The following is a 19488-nucleotide window of genomic DNA, read 5'->3' on the forward strand; positions in this document are numbered from 1 at the left end:
CCTTGTCTGAGATCTCAACAACCTCATTCTGGCACAACTGATGCCGTAGGGGGCCGTCCACACCATCACTCCGCGGCAGAGATTGTTGTGCACGATGGTCGACGGCTTTTCTCAACAGCAGATGACCGGGGTTATGGGTCCCGGCGTTCGCCGGGACGACATCTTCTCCATATGTTCAGTTGCGCCCTACTGCAGGACCATCAACGTGAACGGATAGACGTAAGCCTGCAATGTCACCAGTCCGCCGACCAGACAGGCCAGCACGATCGAATGCAGGAATACATAGCGAAGGATCGAGCCTTCGTGGCCGTACCAGTTGGTTGCCGTCGAGGCGACAACGATCGATTGCGCGTCGATCATCTTGCCCATCACGCCGCCGGAGGAATTGGCGGCGGCCATCAGGATCGGCGACAGGCCGAGCTGCTCGGACGTGATCTTTTGCAGATTGCCGAACAGCACGTTGGAGGCGGTGTCCGATCCCGTCAGCGCCACGCCAAGCCAGCCGAGCAAGGTGCCGAAGAAGGGATAGAGCACGCCGGTTGCGGCGAAGGCCAGGCCGAGCGTGGCGTCGACGCCGGACAGCCGCGTCAGCGTGCCGATCGCCAGCATCGCCGAGATCGTGATCAGCGAAATCGCGCACAATCTGATGGTGCGGCCGTATTCCGCAATCATCTTCTCCGGCGAGAAGCGCATCAGGAAACCGGAAATGATCGCGGCGATCAGCACCAGGAGCGTGACCACCGGCACGGCGGCGGCGAGCGTCGACAAGGTCGCGTTGCCGAGCGGATTGTAGACTTGATCCCACATGTTCGGATTCTCCCCGGATTATTATTGGGCACCCGGCCGTGTGGACGGTCTGGTGTGCCTGGCGCCTGCGGAAACGTTGCTCTCATCCGCAAGATCGACTGCTGGTTCGGCAGTTCGCCGAAACCCGCTCACAACCTCGCGAAGTCCAGAGGTCCCCCGCCCCTCGCCGTGACAGCCATGCTAGGGTCTGACCGGCTACCGCGACAAGTCGCCGCAGGCTGAGAAATCTACGACTTTAGTCCAACGTCCAATTCTTCCATTCTTTCAGGCCCTTAAGGCCCGCTCCCCGGAGACCATCGTGAAGAATATCCGCTCCACGCTCGCGACCGTATGGCGGATCGCCGCTCCCTATTTCCGTTCCGAGGACAAATGGGCCGGCCGCGCGTTGCTCGCTGCCGTGATCACGATCCAACTGGCGCTGGTCGCGATCGACGTTCTGGTGAACCAGTGGCAGAATCGCTTCTTCAACGCGCTGCAGGAATACAATTGGGACGTCTTCGTCAGGGAGATCGGCGTCTTTTGCGTGCTGGCAAGCTGCGCCGTCGTGCTTGCCGTCTACCAGCTCTACCTCAATCAATGGCTGCAGATTCGCTGGCGGCGCTGGCTGACCCGGCACTATCTCGGCGAATGGATGCACGGCGCCAATCACTACCGCATGCAATTGCAGGGTGACGCCGCCGACAATCCGGACCAGCGCATTGCCGACGACGTCAGGCTGTTCGTCGAGCGGACGCTGGATATCGGGCTGAGCCTTTTGAATTCGGTGGTGACGCTGCTTTCCTTCGTCGTCATCCTGTGGGGGCTGTCGGCAGCCGCCCCCTTGCACCTGTTCGGCAAGGAGTACGCCATCCCGGGCTACCTGGTCTGGGGCGCGCTGATCTACGCCGTCCTCGGCACGGCGCTGACGCAATGGATCGGCTCGCCTTTGGTGCGGCTTGATTTCAAGCAGCAGCAATTCGAGGCCGATTTCCGCTTCAACCTGGTTCGGGCACGGGAGAACTCCGAGCAGATCGCGCTGTTGCAGGGCGAGCGCGCGGAGCGCCTCGGGCTTTGGGCCCGCTTCCACCATGTGATCGAAAACTGGTACGGCATCATGAGCCGGACCAAGCGGCTGACCACGTTCACCGCGAGCTATTCGCAGGCCGCGGTGATCTTTCCCTATATCCTGGTGGCACCGGCCTTCTTCGAAAAGAAGGTCCAGCTTGGCGGTTTGACCCAGACAGCGTCCGCGTTCGGCAGCGTGCAGTCGGCGCTGTCGATCTTCGTCACGATCTACCGCACGCTGGCCGACTGGCGCGCCATCATGGCACGCCTCGACGGGTTTGAAGCAGCCATCGCGAGCGCCACGGCGCTGGAGAAATCGAGCGAATCGATCGACGTCGTCGCATCTCAGGGCGGCACGGCGATCGACCTGCGCGAGCTCACGCTGCGCCTACCCAATGGCACGCCGCTGGTCTCGGCCGATGCTTTAAGCCTTCGCGGCGGCGAACGTACGCTGCTCACTGGCCCGTCGGGCTCCGGCAAGTCGACCCTGTTCCGGGCCATCGCCGGCATCTGGCCGTTCGGCAGCGGCTCGATCGCCATCCCCGCCGGCGCGTCCGTCATGATGCTGCCGCAGCGGCCCTACTTTCCGATCGGATCGCTGCATGGGGCCATCGCCTATCCCGGCGCAACCGAAACCTTCAGCGCCGATCGGGTCAGGGAAGCGCTCACCCAGGTCGGCCTGCCCAAGCTTGCCGGGCGGCTGGGGGAGGAATCGCACTGGAACCGGATGCTCTCGCTTGGCGAGCAGCAGCGCCTCGGGGTGGCGCGCGCGCTGTTGCACGCGCCGCAGTATCTGTTCCTCGACGAGGCGACCGCCTCGCTCGACGAACCCTCGGAAGCCGCGCTCTACAATTTGCTTGGCTCGAAACTGCCGCAAACCACCATCGTCTCGATCGGCCACCGTTCGACGCTCGAGGCCTTCCACCAGCGCCACGTCGCCATGGTCCGCGACGGCGACCAGTTCACGCTGCGGGAAGCGGTCAGCGCCCAGCCGGCGTAAGCCTGAGAGAAGCTGTTGCAGCCCCTACAACCAGCGCCGTCCCAAAAGCAAAGGGGCGGCAGATTGCTCTGCCGCCCCCAGATCTTCGCGAAGAAGATATTACTTCAGGTTGGTCAGCGCGGTCAGGTCAGCCGAGAGCTTGACGATGCCGGCTGCGCCGCACCAGTTCGAACCCACGCCGGACGGATTGATCGCAGTGACGTTGGTTCCGGTAAAGGCGTTGATTTCGCCGCGAGCGGTGAAGTCGCTGGTGAAAGCGTTGCAATCGCCCTTCGACAGGTTGGTGTCGGAGTAACGGAAGTCCAGCGTGAACACCTTGTAAGTGAAGCCGACGCCGATATTCCAGGTGTTGTAGTCGGCGTAGTTGATGCCGTTCGGGAATACCGCGGTCCCGTAGAACGAGTCCGAGGTGCCCAGCCACTGGCGGCCGAACTCACCCGACACGTACATGCCAAGGCCGCTGGCGCCGAACCAGGCGCTCGGCGCGATCGCCTTGCCGACGATCGAAGCATAGGTGCCTTCGGCGCCGCTGTTGAGGAAGCTCGGCGTATAATAGGCGGTGCCGCCCAGCGAGAAGTTGTCGTTGAAGGTGTAGTTCACCTTGCCGTAGATCTCGAAGAAGCTGACGTCCTTCTTGAGCACGTTGAGATTGAGCAGGGTGTTCGCCTGGCATTCGGCGCTGAGCGGAACGCCGGCGAAATCGGTGACAGCGCCGCCGCCGTATTGGCAGGTTCCACCCGGATAGAGGTAGCCCCAGGCGCCGACATCGAAGGCAAATGCGCCAACCGTCAGGCGGGCACCGCCGTAGGCGTCGACTTCAGCGGCTGCACGGTTGGGGAACGAGATGCTCGCAGCGGCCAGGCCGACGTACAGCTGGAAGTCCTTGGTGACGTTGTAGCGCGGCTCGAAATAGGCGTTGACCGACGGCTTGTGGTTGGACTGGGTGATGCCGCGGAAGATGTAATCATTGGTGATGCCGGCGCCGAAGGCGATATCCCAGGGATCGAACGCGACAGGCGGCGGGGCCTTCACCGCCTTGACACGCAAGTCCGCCGCGAGGGCCGAACCCGATACCATTGCCAGCGCCGTTGCTAACAAAGCCAGTTTCTTCATGACGATCCCCATCACCTTCTAGAACAGTCCCGTTCCGGTGGCCCCCCAGGGCAAGCGATAACCGACTGCAACCAAACTCAACGGCAATCTGGGACGTGCTGTCATGGGCGTGAAGCAAAAAAGACAATCATCTGCCGCCTTTTTAGGCGTTCTGCCTGTTTCGGAAAATGTTGTCTGCGGGTGTTGCATTCCCACAACAAGTTTGGCGGCCTTCGTGCCGGTCAGACGACATCTGGAACCGGCAAAACAAGGGGATCAGCTCCCGCTTGCCTGAACAGCGGCCGAATCAACAGCCCCCGTAGAAATCCGTGGTGAAATCGATCCGCCGGCCGGCCTCAAGAAAAAAGCCGCAGCGGTGGACGCTGCGGCTTTCCGATAAATCGACCTTGACGGGCCGCGGACGACCTAGTGCTGATCGCCGCCATTGGACGAGCCGGAGCCCCATGACGGGGTCGATGCCTCCGAACTCGGCGTTGCCCAGCTCGGAGCGGGCGCAGCTTCGGGCTCTGGCGCCGGAGCCGCCACCGGGGCTGCCGCCTTCGGCGCGGCAGGCTTGGCGGCGGCTTTCTTTTTCTTCGCCGGGCTCTTCGCCACAGCTTTCTTGGCGGATTTCTTGGCGGCTTTCTTGGCGGCCTTCTTCGGCGCTGCCTTCTTGGCGGATTTCTTTGCGCTCTTCTTCGAAGCCTTCTTGGCCGATTTCTTTGCCGACTTCTTGGCGGCCTTCTTCGACGACTTCTTCGCAGATTTCTTCTTCGCCGCTACCGCCTTCTTGGCCTTTTTAGCCTTCTTGCTTTTCTTGCTCTTCTTCGCTTTAGCCATCGTGGTCCTCCTGTTGCCGCTGGTCGTGTCAGTCGAGCGCTCGAATAGTCGGCCGATCGATTAGTTCAATGCTGGCCTTGTCAGTCCAGATCCCTTCAATTCGGGTTTTCGACCTCCTGTCGCCCAATCGAGAAGCTCAATCGTGTGCACCACAGGAACTGACGTACCGCCGGCAATCTGCACCATGCACCCAATATTGCCCGCAGCGATCATGTCCGGTTTGACTGTCGCAATATTGGCGATCTTGCGATCGCGCAATCTGCTCGCAATGTCAGGCTGGAGAATGTTGTAGGTCCCCGCCGAACCGCAACACAAATGGCTCTCGGGTACATCTTTCACCACGAATCCATTCTTGGAAAGCAATTCTTTCGGCGCGTGCGTGATTTTCTGTCCGTGCTGCAGCGAACAAGCCGAGTGATAGGCGATGGTGACGTCGCCTTGCTGGCTCGATGGATGCAGATCGATGCCGGCGAGATACTCGGTGATATCCTTTGTCAGCGCGGATATTCGTGCAGCGGGGCCGGCGAACTCACGGTCCTCACGCAGCATGAAACCATAGTCCTTGATGACCGTGCCGCAGCCCGACGCCGTCACCAGGATGGCGTCGAGGCCACCTTGTTCCGCTTCGCGCTGCCAGACCGTGACGTTGGCGCGGGCGCGCGCCAGTGCGTCGCCGTCCTGCCCGAGGTGATGGGTGAGCGCGCCGCAGCATTGTTCGTCCCTGACCAGCACCACCTCGATGCCGTGGCGCGTCAGAAGATTGATGGCGGCCTGGTTGATGCGCGGCGCCAGCACCTGCTGGGCGCAGCCCTGCAGCAGCGCGACCCGCCCCCGCCTGTCGCCAACGGCCGGGAAGACACTGCCGGCGGCAGGCCCCGGCGCCGGCAGGCTGCCGGGCGCGAGCGCCAGCATCGCCTTGATCCGCCGCAGCAGGGTGGGCGTCGCCGATGCGGTCTTCGGTGTCGGCAAAAGGCCAGCGAACGGCCGGCCCAGCCGCGCCATGATCATGCTGGCGCGGAACAGACCCGGCCGCGGCAGCACAAAGGCCAGCACCGCGCGCAAGGCCCGCTCGCCCAGCGGTCTGGAATAATCCCGCTCGATCCTGACCCGCGCCTGATCGACCAGGTGCATGTAGTTCACGCCCGATGGGCAGGTCGTCATGCAGGCGAGGCAGGACAGGCAGCGGTCGATATGCTTGACCACCTCCTTGGTCGGCGGACGGTCCTTCTCCAGCATCTCCTTGATGAGATAGATCCGGCCACGCGGGCTATCGAGTTCGTCGCCGAGCAGCACGTAGGTCGGACAAGTCGCCGTGCAGAACCCGCAATGCACGCAGGCGCGCAGGATCTTGTCGGCTTCAGCGATGTCAGGATCGGCCAGTTGGGCGAGAGAGAATTCGGTTTTCATGTCGCGACCGCCCGCAGCAAGCGGCCCCGGTTGAGGATGTTCTTGGGATCGAAGCTCGCCCGGACGCGCTCGCTCAAGGCGGCCACGCCGCCGGATTGCGGATGGAACACGTCGACATTGCGCCGCACCAGTTCGGACGCCCGGACCAGCATCGCATGACCGCCGGCGGCATCGACGCGCGCCCGCAGCAGCGCCGCGTGCGCGTCCGGCCTGGGCGGCAACGCCGCCCAGATCAGCCCGCCGCCCCAATCGTAGATCACGTCGCCGCCGGTGTCGCGCGAAAGCTGCTGCCCGAGCGCGCCGCCGGACGCCGGCGGACACACGATCCGCCACACCGGCCACGCCCCCAGCGCGCCTTGGGCGGCAAACGGCAGGACATCGCGGATCGAACTCCAGATCGCGGCCGAAACAGCGTCTTGCAGGACCTCCACGGCGCCGAACGGCGCCAGCGTCTTGCCGAGCGAGCCGGCGCGGTCGGCGGCGGAAGCCGCGATGCCTTCGAGCCGCAGCAGCGTCGTCGCCTGCCCCGGCGCTCCGAGCCCGGCCAAGCCGCCGGCCGCGGACCGGAACGCCTGATGCGGCAGATGCGCCGCACCCGACACGTCGTAGGGCGAGCCCAGCGCCGCTGTCATCGCCCGGTTGGCGGTGACATCGTCGAGCCCGCGCAGCACCAGCGTGCGTTCGCTTTCGGGTTTCGGCATCACCTTCAACGTCACTTCCGTCATGACCGCCAGCGTCCCCCACGACCCCGCCAGCAATTTGCAGAGATCGTAACCGGTGACGTTCTTCACCACCTTACCCCCGGTTTTGAAACTGTCGCCGAAGCCGGACACCGCATGCGCCCCCAACAGATGATCGCGGGCGCCGCCGGCCCTGATGCGGCGCGGGCCGGCAAGGCCTGCGCCGATCATGCCGCCGATGGTGCCGGCGCCGGAGACGCCGAGCAGCGCCGAGGTGTCCATCGGCTCGAACGCGAATTGCTGGTTCTTAGAGTCGATCAGCGACAGCACATCGGCAAGCGGCGCGCCCGCCTGCACCGTGATGATCAGCTCGTTCGGCTCATACGCCGTGACTGCGTTCAGCGCCGACAGTTCGAGCACGGCGTTGGTCGCCATCGGCTGGCCGACCAGGCGTCGGGAGCCATGGCCGATGATCTCCAGCGGCTGCTCGCTGGCGATCGCCGCCCGCACCACCTGCTCGACGTCCTTGGCGTCTCGTACTCTTGGGGTGTCCACGTGCGCCTGCTTCAAAATCGGGGAAGTTCGGGAAATGCCAGCCGGCCGCCGTGCACGTGCACGCGGCCGAGTTCGGCGCAGCGGTGCAGGGTCGGAAACACCTTGCCGGGATTGAGCAGGCCTTGGGCATCGAACGCGCATTTCAGCCGCTGCTGCTGGTTGAGGTCGATCTCGCTGAACATTTCCGGCATCAGGTCGCGTTTCTCGATGCCGACGCCGTGCTCGCCGGTGAGCACGCCGCCGAGTTCGACGCAGCAGCGCAGGATGTCGGCGCCGAACGCCTCGGCCCGCTCCATCTCGCCGGGCTGGTTGGCATCATAGAGGATCAAGGGATGCAGATTGCCGTCGCCGGCATGAAACACGTTGGCGACGCGCAGATCGTATTTGGCCGAGAGGTCGCGGATGCGGGCCAGGGCCTTGGGCAGCGCGCCACGTGGAATGGTACCGTCCATGCAGAGGTAATCAGGGGAAATCCGGCCCACCGCCGGAAACGCCGCCTTGCGGCCGGCCCAGAACAGGTTGCGCTCGGCTTCCGACGTGGAAATCTGCAGCGTGGTGGAGCCGCAGCCTTTGGCGATGGTCTCGACGCGGCCGATCAGTTCATCGACTTCGACGCCGGGACCATCGAGTTCGATGATCAGGAGCGCCTCGACATCGAGCGGGTAGCCGGCATGGACGAAGGCTTCGGCGGCGTGGATCGCCGGTTTATCCATCATCTCCATGCCGCCCGGGATGATGCCGGCACCGATGATGCGGGCCACGCATTCACCGGCGGCCTCGACCTCGGCGAAGCCGACCATCAGCGCGCGGGCGGTTTCCGGCTTCTGCAGGATCCGCACCGTGATCTCGGTGATGACGCCAAGCAGGCCCTCGGAGCCGGTGATGATCCCCATCAGGTCGTAGCCTGCGTTCTCGGCCGACTTGCCGCCGATACGCAGGATTTCCCCTGACATCAGCACGATTTCGCAGCCCAGCACATTGTTGGTGGTCATGCCGTATTTCAGGCAATGCACGCCGCCGGAATTTTCCGCGACATTGCCGCCGATCGAGCAGGCAATCTGCGACGAGGGATCGGGCGCGTAATAGAACCCGGCATGCGCTACCGCCTGGCTGATGGCCAGATTGGTGACGCCAGGTTCGGTCACCACCACACGGTTGTCGAAATCGATCTCGCGGATCCGCTTGAATTTGCCAAGGCCCAGCAGCACGCCATCGGCCAGCGGCAGCGCGCCGCCGGACAGCGAGGTGCCCGAGCCGCGCGGCACCACCTTGATGCCCTGCTCGCAGCAATATTTCAGGACCTTGGAGACCTGCTCTGTCGTGTCGGGCAACACCACGACCATCGGCGGCTGCCGATAGGCCATCAGGCCGTCGGACTCGTAAGGCAGCATCTCGGCTGCGCTGTCGATCACGCCCTCACCCGGCACGATCCCCCGCAAGGCGGCCACAATGGCGTCGCGGCGATCCAGAACGGCCTGATCGGAAGCCGGCATCATAATGGCCATGCGTTTCCTCCAGGGCCTAGCGCGTTATCGATTTGTCACGGTAAATCAAGCACGTCTGGGCGCATTTGGGTAGGCCACCACACCAATGTCGGATTGCCTTCCCCCCAAATCGTGAGTTCGCTCTCGGGCAAGCCTGCGAGGCTGGAACCTGTCAAAGTTTCGTGGCTTGTCCAATCGGAACGAGCCTGCCAAAAGCAATCGACCTCCAGGGAAAGAGACGAAGAGCACCACATGAAAACACCGATCTTGGGTACGCTGGTTGTTGTCACCTCATTGATGGCCGTGTCGGGCGCGCTGGCGCAGGACGTCACTGCCGGCAAATCCTCGTTCAACAAATGCATGGCCTGCCATGCGATCGGCGAAGGCGCCAAGAACAAGGTCGGGCCGGAGCTGAACGGGCTCGAGGGCCGCAAGTCCGGCACCACGGCAGGCTACTCCTATTCGGAGGCCAACAAGAATTCCGGCATCACCTGGAGCAAGGATGTGTTCCTCGAATACATCAAGGAGCCGAAGGCGAAGATTCCCGGCACCAAGATGGTGTTCGCCGGCATCAAGAACGAGAAAGAGGCGAGCGACCTCTGGGCGTTCCTTGCGCAATACGACAAGGACGGCAAGACCAAGTAACGGCTGTCGAATATCGCGATTCCAGAGCTTCGGTTCTGACTAAAGCAGAGCCGCCCGCTTCTGGTTTGACGCGTTCTTGACGCAAACCGCTATCCGCCCCCGGATCAGCTCCCAGGGGCATGCTCGCTCACAAACGCTTTAATTCGCTGCGGCCGCGGTGTTCTGGGCCATTTTGCCTATCATGGCTTCGATCTCGGAGATCACGAGGTCAGGCACCGCGTTCTGCACCATGTGACCGAGGCCGGGCAGCACGATCAATTTGACGTTCGGGGCGGTCGCCGCCAGCGGCCGCGAATGGATGTTGGTCGACACCGTCTTGTCGATATCGCCGGTGACGATCGTGATCGGCGCCTTGATACTGGCATAGCGCGGCGCCTGCTCGGCGACGGCCGCCTTCAGCGTCACCAGATCGCGCGCATTGGCGAGAAACTCGCGCGGGCGCAGCAGCAGCGAGCTTGCGGTGTTTTCGACATATCCATCCGGGACCGCTTGCGGCAGAAACACGCCGCGGACGCCGGAACTGATGAGGAGTTTGCCCAGCGGCAGCGTAATCGTATAGGCCAGCAACGGGCCGATCACCGGCGTCGCGACGATCTTGTTGTAGCGTCCGACGCCGCCCGGCCACGGATAGGCCACCGGCGCCAGCATCATCATGCCGGCGACGCGCCCCGGATAATCCAGCGCCATGCGCGCGCCGAGCGCGCCCGCCCAAGAATGCACCACCAAGATCGCACGCCCGATGCCGAGCTTGGCCAGCGCCTCGTCAATCATCCGTCCCTGAATTTCGGGCGTTGAATCCTCAAGATTGGCGCGCGTGCTCCAGCCGTGGCCGGGACGATCGATCAGGATGACGCGATGGCTCTTCGCAAGCCGCTCACCCACCGGCTGGCGCATCACCTCGAGGTTTGAACTGGCGCCATGCAGCATCACGATCGGAAGGCTGGCCGAATCACGCGGGCCGATATCGACAATGTGAAGAGTCGCGCCGGCAACCTCGACCATCCTGCCCTGGGCGGGATGGGCCCGCTGCGTCAGCCACACCCCGCCCTGCGTGACCAACGCCAGGATCACCAGCGCCGCCGCGACGATCGCTATCACCATCGAAAATGTCCGAATGATCTTTGGCACCAACGAGATACGACCGGAATGGGTGCGGGTTTCGGGAATTCTCCACAGTCCGCCCAACCCTGTGGATAGCGGGGTCATACTGCCGTCACTGGGCTTTTTATACAGTCACACTAACACTTTCGCCACGTGTCGACGTGTTTGATCGAGGTGTGGCCGAAACCTGAAACTTGTACCCAAAATTCACAGGAACGCAGGCGAAGACCACACATTGTTCCACGGTACAATCGGAGGACCACCCATGATTTCCGACGCAAGTGAAGCGGCCATCGACCAGATCGTAGCGACCTGCAACGGCGACATGCGCGGCGCGCTGAAGGCGCTTCTGCTGGTCAATGAACAGCTGGAGGCGGAGCTGGCTCAGTTCTACGCGGCGGCAGGCCTCGACGGCATGGCGCGCGGCAGCAACGTGCTGCACTAGGACGTTACGCGAACCGGTATTGCCCCCCGGATCAAGTCCGAGGGCCTGCTTGGCTTGAAAACGCCTCAGCCTGATCTGGTCCGACTTGTTTAGTCCGACTTGTCCTCATCCCCCGCATCGGAGGAAGGCTGTTCTACCTTCGGACAAGCGCTGAGGGTGGTGCGTGCGAGTTTGGCATCGTCGAGCGATCGATAGGGCCCGCTGCCGAACCAGATATTTCCGCCGACCTGCGCGTTGATCACTGGATTGCTGGTGACGATCTCGCATTTGTTGGCCGCGCGGTCGCCGACCACCCAATAGTCTGCGCCGAAAGCGCTCGTGCCGGCAGTGACAATCACCGCGCCGGCCAGCAGCAATGATTTCATGGCTTCGCTCCTGACAAGCTGACGGCCGATAATAATGCGTTGGCGGGAAACGTTCCGGCCTGTCCGGAAACAGGGTTAACCGCGACGGAGCACAGCGCTTCTGATTGAATCAGATATCGCGGCCCTCGACCTTTTCGGTCAGTGTCTTGACCAGTTCCGGCACCTTTTCGAGGTACGGGTTGACCGCGAGGGCCTTGCGGAACGCTTCCAGCGCGCGCTTTTCCTCGCCGATATCCTGCATGATCATGCCGAGGCCGGCCAGCGCCCCGAAATGGCGCGGTTCGCGGACCAGCACCTGCCTTATGTCCTCGAGCGAATGGGCGTAATCGTTCTTCAGGTAATACAGCGTCGCGCGCCGATTCCAGGCTTCGACATAATCGGGTCGCAGCTTGACCACGGCATCCAGCAGCTTGAGCGCGACATCGGCCTTCTGCGCGTCCATGGCCGCCTTGGCGCGCACCATCAACAGCGCCGCGGTATCGCTCGGGGTCTGCATCCACAGCGCCCAGATCCGCGCCTCGACATGCTTGGCGCTGGCCTCATCGGGCGCAGCCTTCAGCGCGCCGAACAGGAAATCCAGACCGCGCGTCCGATCGGCGCCGACCTTCGGCAGTTTGCTCGGCGCTTCCGGCAGCTTCTTTTGCTGCTTGGGCGGCGGGATGATTCGGGGATCGTTCTGGGCAAACGCCATCACCGGCACGGCTGTCATGACAGCGGCGACAAGGATCGCGATCCGGCAGTTAGGAGCTTGCAGGAATCTCAAAGCCATGGGGCAAGTCTAGACGCACAAAAACGAGCTGCAAAGCAGCACGTCGTCAAAGACCTGTGAAGCGGGACGGAATCTAAGGGCGAAAAGCCGACCTCAGCCCTGACGGGCCTTGAAGCGGCGCTGCACCTTGTTGATCACGTAGACCCGGCCCTTGCGGCGGACCAGACGGTTGTTGCGATGGCGACCGCGCAACGATTTCAGCGAGTTACGGACCTTCATGGGACAATCCTGATGCGTTGAAAGGCCGTGATGGAGGCCGAACCTGCGCTACCCGAAAGTGGCAAAATGAGATTTTTCCCGCCAGCGGCCATACCGCCCGGGACGGGGCGGTTTCTAAGCCATCGCGGGGGAGAATGTCAATCAACCCTGCGAAATCCCGCCCACCTGCCTCGGGGGGCCGCTAGCCAGCTGATTCTCCAGCGATTTTTCTCGAGAATCCAGCGTCAATTAGCCCCAGAATTTGGACCCCGGCGCCAGCGCGAACCGTATAAGAGGAATCGCTCCCTTGCGTCGCCGACGACGCCCCCCGCAGAATGGAACCGACCTCCTTATGACGACCGCTCCCCGGCCGACCGTCAAGACTGCGGTACTGCCCCCTGACGCCGCGATTAACCTGCCCCCAAGCGCCAGGCTGCTGCTGCCTGCCGGCGTACTGCCGTATCAGCTCAACTGGCCCTACATTCTGGGGATCGGCGCCTACCACGCCCTGGCACTGCTGGCCTTGCTGCCAGGCTATTTCAGCTGGAGCGGCCTGATCGTCGCGATCGTGGGCACGCATCTGTGCGGGCTGTTCGGCATCAACCTTTGTTACCACCGGCTGCTCACCCATCGCGGCCTGAAATGCCCGAAATGGCTGGAGCACAGCATGGTGGTGATCGCGATGTCCTGCCTGCAGGAAACGCCGGCGCGCTGGGTCGCGATCCACCGCCGCCACCATCAATTCGCCGACCAGCAGCCGGACCCGCACAGCCCGCTGGCAAGTTTCTTCTGGGCCCATATCGGCTGGATCCTGGTGCATCAGCCGGAGCTGTCGCGGCTCGGGATCTATGAGCGCTACGCCAAGGACATCTTACGCGATCGCTTCTATGTCGCGCTGGAACGCCATAACTGGCTGATCTGGATCAATCTCATTCAAATGCCGCTGTTCTTCGCCGCCGGATTCGCCGTGGCCTGGCTGTTTGGCGCAACGCCGGCCGAAGCAACGCAGACCGGCCTCAGCATTCTCCTGTTCGGCGTCTTCGTCCGCACCGTGCTGGTCTGGCACATCACCTGGGCAGTCAATTCGGTAACGCATGTCTGGGGCTACCGGAACTATGAGACCGACGAGGACAGCCGCAATAACATGATCGTCGGCCTGATCTCGAACGGCGAAGGCTGGCACAACAACCACCACGCCGATCCACGCTCAGCGCGCCATGGTCATCGCTGGTGGGAGATGGACAACACCTGGCTGACCATTCGCTTTCTGGCGTGGCTCGGATTGGCGACCGACGTGGTGCCGCCGAGCAAACATCTCGCAAGGCAGCCGGCCGGAAGCAGGCTGACGACGCGCGGGTCGACGGGCGTGCCTGAATAAGAGCCCGGACTCAAAATCGCGAAAACAACCCATGCAAAGAAAGGAACCCCTTGAAAAGAAAGGGGCCTCCAGCATGGATACTTTGCCCGCGAAAAACATTTGACGCGTCGGGCAAATCACCGGCAGGATGATATCATTGCGCAACTTTTGAGCCATTCGGCGCGTGCTGGCCAAAAAATTCCGGCAATTGGATTAGGCGGTAATGTCGAGATTGTCGCCGACGCCGGGGCCAGGATCGGCGGGCGAGGCCTGCTCGGCCGCACGCGTCTCGGCCGCGATTTTCTCCGCATCTGCTTTGGCGCTGGATCTCAGGACGGTGGTCGCGATTTACAGCTGCTTACTCTCGTCCTGAGTGGCGAGAATGCCGCTGACCATGGTCGTGATATCCATACGCGACGCTCCAACGCGGGCAGACTACCGGGCGGACGTTGCAGCCTACCGGGCGGAGGTTAATGTCTCGTGTCCTCATCGTCGCCGACGACAAACGCGCGCCCGCCAGCGCGTGGTGAAACAGAGAACCCGGTCATGTCCGCTCATCGCGCGCCTAGCGGACCTCGCAGAGTGAACCGAAGGCTAAACTGATCATTGTCCAAAAGGCTTACTACCAGCTGCTGCTAACTCGAAATGGGTAGTTTCCTCAACGAAACCGAATTGCGATTATGCAGGACAATTGCGGTGGCCGCCAAGGACGGAGCAATCGCAAATGACTATTCAATTCTGTCAATGTCCTCAGTTGCTATCGTTCACATGGCTGGCAATGTCCAGGCCAAGAGCATTCCTGCGGAAGGCCCCGTCTCCGCTACATTCACCGCCACGCATTCCAGCCCGTAAGCCGATGTCGATCGGCATCGGCAGAGAGTGAACCAAGTACGCGCTATCTCTTCGTCCGTCAGCGGACTGCGGTGATCAATCGATCCGAGCGCATCTTGCCGAGTCTTGCGTTGTCGCACCGCTCGGACCCAGGGGTGTCTATCAACCGCTCGGTAAACGAGAAACAGCGATCTTTGATCCTTGATCAAAAGGTCATGGTGGACGATCCAACTGCCTAGTCCAGGCGCCGACGATGTCCGATCCACGATCACCAACGCCGGAGACACATTTCCGCCGAGGCATCAGGTATGCCGGCGGTCTGGTTGCAATTGGAGGGATCTATTTCGCGCTGGCAAAAGGCGGCCTCGCTCTCGCCTCCATTCATCCCAGTGCCACGCCAATTTGGCCACCAACGGGTTTCGCGCTGGCGGCGGTGCTGTTGTGGGGATATCGAACCTGGCCCGCAATTTTTGCGGCTGCGGTGATCGCCAATGCGACGACCGCCGGCTCGGTTGCCACCGCAATTGCGATTGCGACTGGTAACTCTCTTGAAGCGGTCGTTGGCGCTTACCTGATCAATCGATGGTCAAGCGGATGTGATACGTTTTCGAGGCCAGATTCTGTCGCGAAGTTTGCTCTGATTTGCTTCGTGATCGCGACACCGATCAGCGCGAGCATTGGACTGACCAGCCTGGCAACCGCCGGGTACATCGAACGAGCGAATTTCGCGAACGCCTGGGTCACATGGTGGCTGGGAGATGTGACCGGCGCGCTGGTCATTGCGCCCGTTATCGTGCTTTGGGCGTCAAGCCACTCCCATGCCTTCAACCGCAATGAATTTCTGGAGACGGCCGGCGTCCTCGTAACAGCGGCGGCTGTTGGACTCATTGCTTTCAGCCCCCTGATCGAGCAAACGCCGAGCCGGGATCCGCTGGGTTTTCTGGCGATCCTGCCAATGTTGTGGGCGGCGCTGCGCCGCGGTCCACGTGACACCGCAACGGTTGCGCTGGTGCTTGCGGGCATCACGATTTGGGGGACGTTCACGGGCGGCGGCCCCTTCACGACCGCGGATCTCAACGTTTCATTCCTGCTGGTGTTGATGTTCTTGATCAGTATTACCGTTCCAAGCTTGTTATTGAGCGCCGACGTCGAGGTGCGCAAGAAAGCCGAGGAACGTCTGCGCCGCGCGCAGATCAATCTCGAACAGAAGGTTGCAGAGCGCACGCAACAGCTGGAGCTCGCCAATGCAGCACAATCGCGCTTTTTTGCAATGGCAAGCCATGATTTGCGGCAACCGCTCCATGCGCTGGGGCTGTTCGTTGCGCAGTTGCGCATGCCGCTCAAATCGGGAGAAAGGACAAGGACGATCGAGCAGATCGATGCAACGCGAAAAGAAATGGATGAAATGTTCAATTCGCTGCTGGATATTTCTAGGCTCGATGCCGGGATCCTTACATCCAAAATAACCGAATTCCCGATCGGGCGCCTGTTGCAAAAAATCGAGATGGCGTTTGATCAGGCAACGCGAGAAAAAGGCTTGCGTCTACGCGTCAGGCGAAATGACGCCTGGGTGCGGAGCGACGCCATGCTGCTCGAACGCATACTGCTCAATCTGGCATCCAATGCTGTGCGATATACATTGCGGGGCGGGATCATCGTCGGATGCCGTCGGCGCGGTGCAATGTTGCGTATTGAGGTATGGGATACCGGCCCCGGCATTCCTGAGGATCAGAAGCAGAATATATTCGGCGAGTTTGTTCAACTTCCCGCCCCAGAACGAAACCGGTATGGCGGCCTGGGACTCGGCTTGGCTATTGTCGACAGGCTTTGCGTACTTCTCAACCATCAAGTCGACTTGGCGTCGACTGTGGGCCGAGGTTCGCGATTCGCAATCCTGGTTCCGATGGCCGAGGAATGCGTCACGTCCGAGGAGCCAGTCGAACAACATCATCCTGCGGCCTTTGCGGTCGAAGGAAAGGTAATTCTTGTTATCGCCGATGCTCCAGTTGTGCTGGAGGTAACGGGCGGATTGCTTGGCAATTGGGGATACTCCGTCCTTACCGCCGGATCGGACGAGGCTGCACTTACCCGACTTGCAGAGCGCCAACAACGCCCCGATCTTATCGTCTCGGATTACCACCTTGCGAGCGGAAAGACGGGGATCCAAGTTATTGAACAAATCAATGCGGCGTTTGGCTCATCGATTCCAGCCATCCTCGTCAGCGGCGATACGGCACCTGAACCGTTACGTGACGCCAAGGATCGAGGATACATTTTGCTGCACAAGCCTGTCGACCCAATGCAGCTCCGCGCTGTCATGCACGAGTTTTTCAGGGATCATGACGACAGGAGAGACACCGGGACGGCGTCATGACTGGGATTTCGGCGACAATTCCCAGCCCATTTTTCCTACCTTTATTACTGCCTCGGTGCGGCTCGTTACGCTGAGCGCCTTGAGAACGACAGTGATGTGGTTCTTCACTGTCGGCACTGCCATATTGAGGGTCCTGGCAATGGTCTTGTTGCTTTTTCCCTTCATCAGGAGCGCAAGCACTTCAATCTGCCGATCGGTCAAACCCAGACCCTTAGGAGAGTCGCGCGTCGCTGGCTTGCTTGTAGGCCGCGGAGACGTTGTTCCCTCAAGAATCTCCGAGGGAATGTAAATACCGCCGGAGAACACTAACTCGATAGCGTTGAGCATGACCTCACGTTCGGTAGTTTTCGTGATGAAACCCAGAGCGCCAAGTTTGAAAGCGCGCTTGACTGTATCTTGATCATCCGAGGACGAGAGCATGATGATAGCAATGGTCGCATAGCGGTCACGGAGTTCGCGGAGGACAGAGAATCCATCTCGATCAGGTAAATTGATATCAAGCAAAATGAGGTTGATGTCGGGATTTTCCTCGACGATGTGCATTGCTTGATCGCCGTTCGAAGCTTCAAATATGGCGGCTTCTCGCTTCAGTTGCTTCAGGACAGCGTGCAACGCGTCGCGAATTAATGCATGATCGTCGACAATAAGAACTTTCATGAAAAGCTCTCCGTTTCCCATTGCACGGAGATCCATTGAAAAAATCATACACCCGCCTTCGGGTCTCTGGCGAGGAAGAAGACTGGCTCCGAAACCGTCCTCCGCCCAGGCCGTTAGGCACTCAAGGTAGAAGCCGAATGCCGCTGTGTGCTGAAATAGAAATCACCGGTAGGCGCACGGTACTTTGATCCTAGGACCTAGGAAGCTCTCTGTGTGGGCCTCTGGCTGATTGACGCGCTGTGCCGGTGAATGATGATCGTCAAAGACGGCGCCAGGAGGTTCTACCAAGCGCCGCCATATGATCGTTATCGCGATAGCTTTCGTCGCTAGGTTCAGCGTCGTTACGATCCGGCCGTGCGGCGGCGTTTGTTGTCAGATCGGATCCTCTTGAAGCGTGCTCGCATGCAGGACGGGCAATCAGATGCATGATCGAACTGCCACCCTGAAGCCATTGGCAGGCGCGCTGCCGGAGCTGGAAGACTACGGCCGCGATCTGCGCATTGATGCCTGCCGCGGCATCGCGCTCTGGTGGATCTTTCTAGACCATGTCCCCAACAACATCGGGAGCTGGGTGACGTTGCGCAACTACGGCTTCAGCGATGCCGCGGAAGTGTTCATGTTCATATCGGGTCTGACCTGCGCACTGGCCTACGGCAAGGCCCGGTCGAGCGGGGGCTGGACCGGCTTGATCGGCCGGACGCTGTGGCGAAGCTGGGATATCTATGTCGCATTTCTGCTGCTCACGCTCGCCTGCGCCATCATCGTTCACCTCGCAGGCAGTGGCCGTCTTGCCGACGAGAGCAATACGCGCATTCTGTTGGAACAGCCCGGCGTGACGCTCGCACACGCGGCGATCCTGCAATACCGCCCCGTCAACACCGACGTCTTGCCACTCTTCGTGCTTTATCACCTGTTGTTCGCGCCACTGCTGTGGCTGCTGCTGCGAGCGCCGAACGCAACGCTCGGCACGTCGCTGTTGCTTTACGCACTGGTGCACGTCTTCGGCTGGTCCATTCCGGCATGGCCGAGCAGCCACTGGTACTTCAATCCGCTGGCCTGGCAGCTGCCTTTTGTGCTTGGCGCGTGGTGGATCATCGAGGGCAAGAGATTCCGGCCGTGGGTGACCTCACGCGCCGCGCTTGTGGCTGCCGTTCTCTATCTGGTGTTCAGCCTCATCATCGCATTGAGCTGGAGCATCAAACCGCTGGAAGCGCTGATCCCGCAGGCGCTGGTGGCGCTGCTCTACCCGATGGACAAGTCGAATCTCGATCCATTGCGACTGCTGCATTTTTTTGCCCTTGCGGTTCTGGTGGTATGGTTCGTGCCTCGCAATTGGCGAGGGCTGACGACGGCGGTGATGCGCGGCGCCACACGCTGTGGCCAGAATTCGCTGCCAATCTACTGCCTCGGCGTTCTGCTGACGCTCGCCAGCCACCTGGCGCTGCTCCACATCTCGGAGGGGTTGCCGATGCAGATCGCGCTCAGTGTTGGTGGCGTCCTGGTGATGATCGTGGCCGCGACGCTGCTGAACTTGATCAAGATCAAACCGAGCCAGCAGCCTCACGCGAAGCCCGCCGACATGCCCGTCGAGCAGCCAGCCAAGTTTGAGCTGGTCATCAATCTCAAGACAGCCAAGGCGCTCGGCGTTGACATTCCGCCCACTGTTCGCCCGGGTCGACGGGGTGATCGAATAAAGATGCTGTTTGCTCCGGTGCGCGAGTCCGACTGCGGCGCTGATCCAGTGCCAGCAATCGCGCACGCCTTCGGATCACCAGCGAATAATGTGGGTCAGGATGTGAATTAGAGACTGTGGAGCCTGCCCCTTGTTCTTCCGGCC

At 61.4% G+C, this 19488-nt stretch carries 17 protein-coding genes; 7 read left to right on the forward strand and 10 right to left on the reverse strand.

The features are described from left to right. Positions 1-186: 186 nt before the first annotated feature. The gene (locus JQ609_RS25770; protein ID WP_409411199.1) at positions 187-807 is read right to left on the reverse strand and encodes an L-lactate permease; all 621 of its coding nucleotides are present in this window, start codon (positions 805-807) and stop codon (positions 187-189) included. Positions 808-1105: 298 nt separating this feature from the next. On the opposite strand from JQ609_RS25770, the gene JQ609_RS25775 reads away from it, so the two are divergent. Next, positions 1106-2851, forward strand: coding sequence for an ABC transporter ATP-binding protein/permease (locus JQ609_RS25775; RefSeq protein ID WP_212275649.1), 1746 nt, complete (start codon positions 1106-1108; stop codon positions 2849-2851). Positions 2852-2950: 99 nt separating this feature from the next. On the opposite strand, the gene JQ609_RS25780 is transcribed toward JQ609_RS25775, so the two are convergent. Further along, positions 2951-3964 (reverse strand): TorF family putative porin, encoded by a 1014-nt coding sequence (locus JQ609_RS25780; protein ID WP_212209609.1) that lies wholly within the window; start codon positions 3962-3964, stop codon positions 2951-2953. 424 nt (positions 3965-4388) lie between these two features. Between JQ609_RS25780 and JQ609_RS25785 the strand changes: the two genes are divergently transcribed. Continuing rightward, positions 4389-4847, forward strand: a complete 459-nt coding sequence (locus JQ609_RS25785) for a hypothetical protein (RefSeq protein WP_212275651.1) — start codon at positions 4389-4391, stop codon at positions 4845-4847. Here the strand turns inward: JQ609_RS25785 and glcF are convergent. From glcF to JQ609_RS25800, 3 genes are read right to left on the reverse strand one after another with little or no spacing between them, the layout of a single operon-like run. Beyond that, on the reverse strand, positions 4844-6190 hold the full coding sequence (gene glcF / locus JQ609_RS25790) for a glycolate oxidase subunit GlcF (RefSeq protein ID WP_212275653.1): 1347 nt from the start codon (positions 6188-6190) through the stop codon (positions 4844-4846). The two genes, JQ609_RS25785 and glcF, sit on opposite strands and share 4 nt — an antisense overlap. Further along, positions 6187-7425, reverse strand: coding sequence for an FAD-binding protein (locus tag JQ609_RS25795; protein WP_212275655.1), 1239 nt, complete (start codon positions 7423-7425; stop codon positions 6187-6189). The genes glcF and JQ609_RS25795 overlap by 4 nt, the downstream gene beginning before the upstream one ends. Positions 7426-7436: 11 nt before the next feature. Further along, entirely contained in the window at positions 7437-8930 is a 1494-nt protein-coding gene (locus JQ609_RS25800) for an FAD-linked oxidase C-terminal domain-containing protein (RefSeq protein WP_212209605.1), read from the reverse strand. Between the two features lie 231 nt (positions 8931-9161). Here JQ609_RS25800 and JQ609_RS25805 point away from each other — a divergent pair, with 231 nt between their 5' ends. After that, complete coding sequence (locus tag JQ609_RS25805) at positions 9162-9554, forward strand: cytochrome c family protein (RefSeq protein ID WP_212275657.1); 393 nt, start codon at positions 9162-9164, stop codon at positions 9552-9554. A 138-nt stretch (positions 9555-9692) separates the two neighbouring features. On the opposite strand, the gene JQ609_RS25810 is transcribed toward JQ609_RS25805, so the two are convergent. Further along, positions 9693-10655: an alpha/beta fold hydrolase gene (locus tag JQ609_RS25810; RefSeq protein WP_212275659.1), complete on the reverse strand. Its 963-nt coding sequence runs from the start codon at positions 10653-10655 to the stop codon at positions 9693-9695. Between the two features lie 265 nt (positions 10656-10920). On the opposite strand from JQ609_RS25810, the gene JQ609_RS25815 reads away from it, so the two are divergent. After that, positions 10921-11100, forward strand: coding sequence for a hypothetical protein (locus JQ609_RS25815; protein WP_211993733.1), 180 nt, complete (start codon positions 10921-10923; stop codon positions 11098-11100). 89 nt (positions 11101-11189) lie between these two features. On the opposite strand, the gene JQ609_RS25820 is transcribed toward JQ609_RS25815, so the two are convergent. The 3 genes from JQ609_RS25820 to ykgO form a co-directional block, all read right to left on the reverse strand. Continuing rightward, the gene (locus JQ609_RS25820) at positions 11190-11465 is read right to left on the reverse strand and encodes a hypothetical protein (RefSeq protein ID WP_192738963.1); all 276 of its coding nucleotides are present in this window, start codon (positions 11463-11465) and stop codon (positions 11190-11192) included. Between the two features lie 109 nt (positions 11466-11574). Then, the gene (locus JQ609_RS25825) at positions 11575-12234 is read right to left on the reverse strand and encodes a tetratricopeptide repeat protein (RefSeq protein WP_192738964.1); all 660 of its coding nucleotides are present in this window, start codon (positions 12232-12234) and stop codon (positions 11575-11577) included. Positions 12235-12327: 93 nt separating this feature from the next. Beyond that, on the reverse strand, positions 12328-12453 hold the full coding sequence (gene ykgO / locus JQ609_RS25830; RefSeq protein ID WP_002718645.1) for a type B 50S ribosomal protein L36: 126 nt from the start codon (positions 12451-12453) through the stop codon (positions 12328-12330). A gap of 331 nt (positions 12454-12784) precedes the next feature. On the opposite strand from ykgO, the gene JQ609_RS25835 reads away from it, so the two are divergent. After that, positions 12785-13810, forward strand: coding sequence for an acyl-CoA desaturase (locus JQ609_RS25835; RefSeq protein ID WP_212275661.1), 1026 nt, complete (start codon positions 12785-12787; stop codon positions 13808-13810). 1063 nt (positions 13811-14873) lie between these two features. Further along, complete coding sequence (locus tag JQ609_RS25840) at positions 14874-16994, forward strand: MASE1 domain-containing protein (protein ID WP_212275663.1); 2121 nt, start codon at positions 14874-14876, stop codon at positions 16992-16994. On the opposite strand, the gene JQ609_RS25845 is transcribed toward JQ609_RS25840, so the two are convergent. Next, a complete protein-coding gene (locus tag JQ609_RS25845; protein WP_212209597.1) occupies positions 16989-17651 on the reverse strand; it encodes a response regulator transcription factor in 663 nt (220 codons plus the stop codon). The two genes, JQ609_RS25840 and JQ609_RS25845, sit on opposite strands and share 6 nt — an antisense overlap. 421 nt (positions 17652-18072) lie before the next feature. Between JQ609_RS25845 and opgC the strand changes: the two genes are divergently transcribed. Further along, entirely contained in the window at positions 18073-19455 is a 1383-nt protein-coding gene (opgC, locus tag JQ609_RS25850; protein ID WP_212275674.1) for an OpgC domain-containing protein, read from the forward strand. Positions 19456-19488 lie beyond the last annotated feature (33 nt).

This window comes from Bradyrhizobium sp. AUGA SZCCT0169 (assembly GCF_018130085.1).
GTDB lineage: Bacteria > Pseudomonadota > Alphaproteobacteria > Rhizobiales > Xanthobacteraceae > Bradyrhizobium.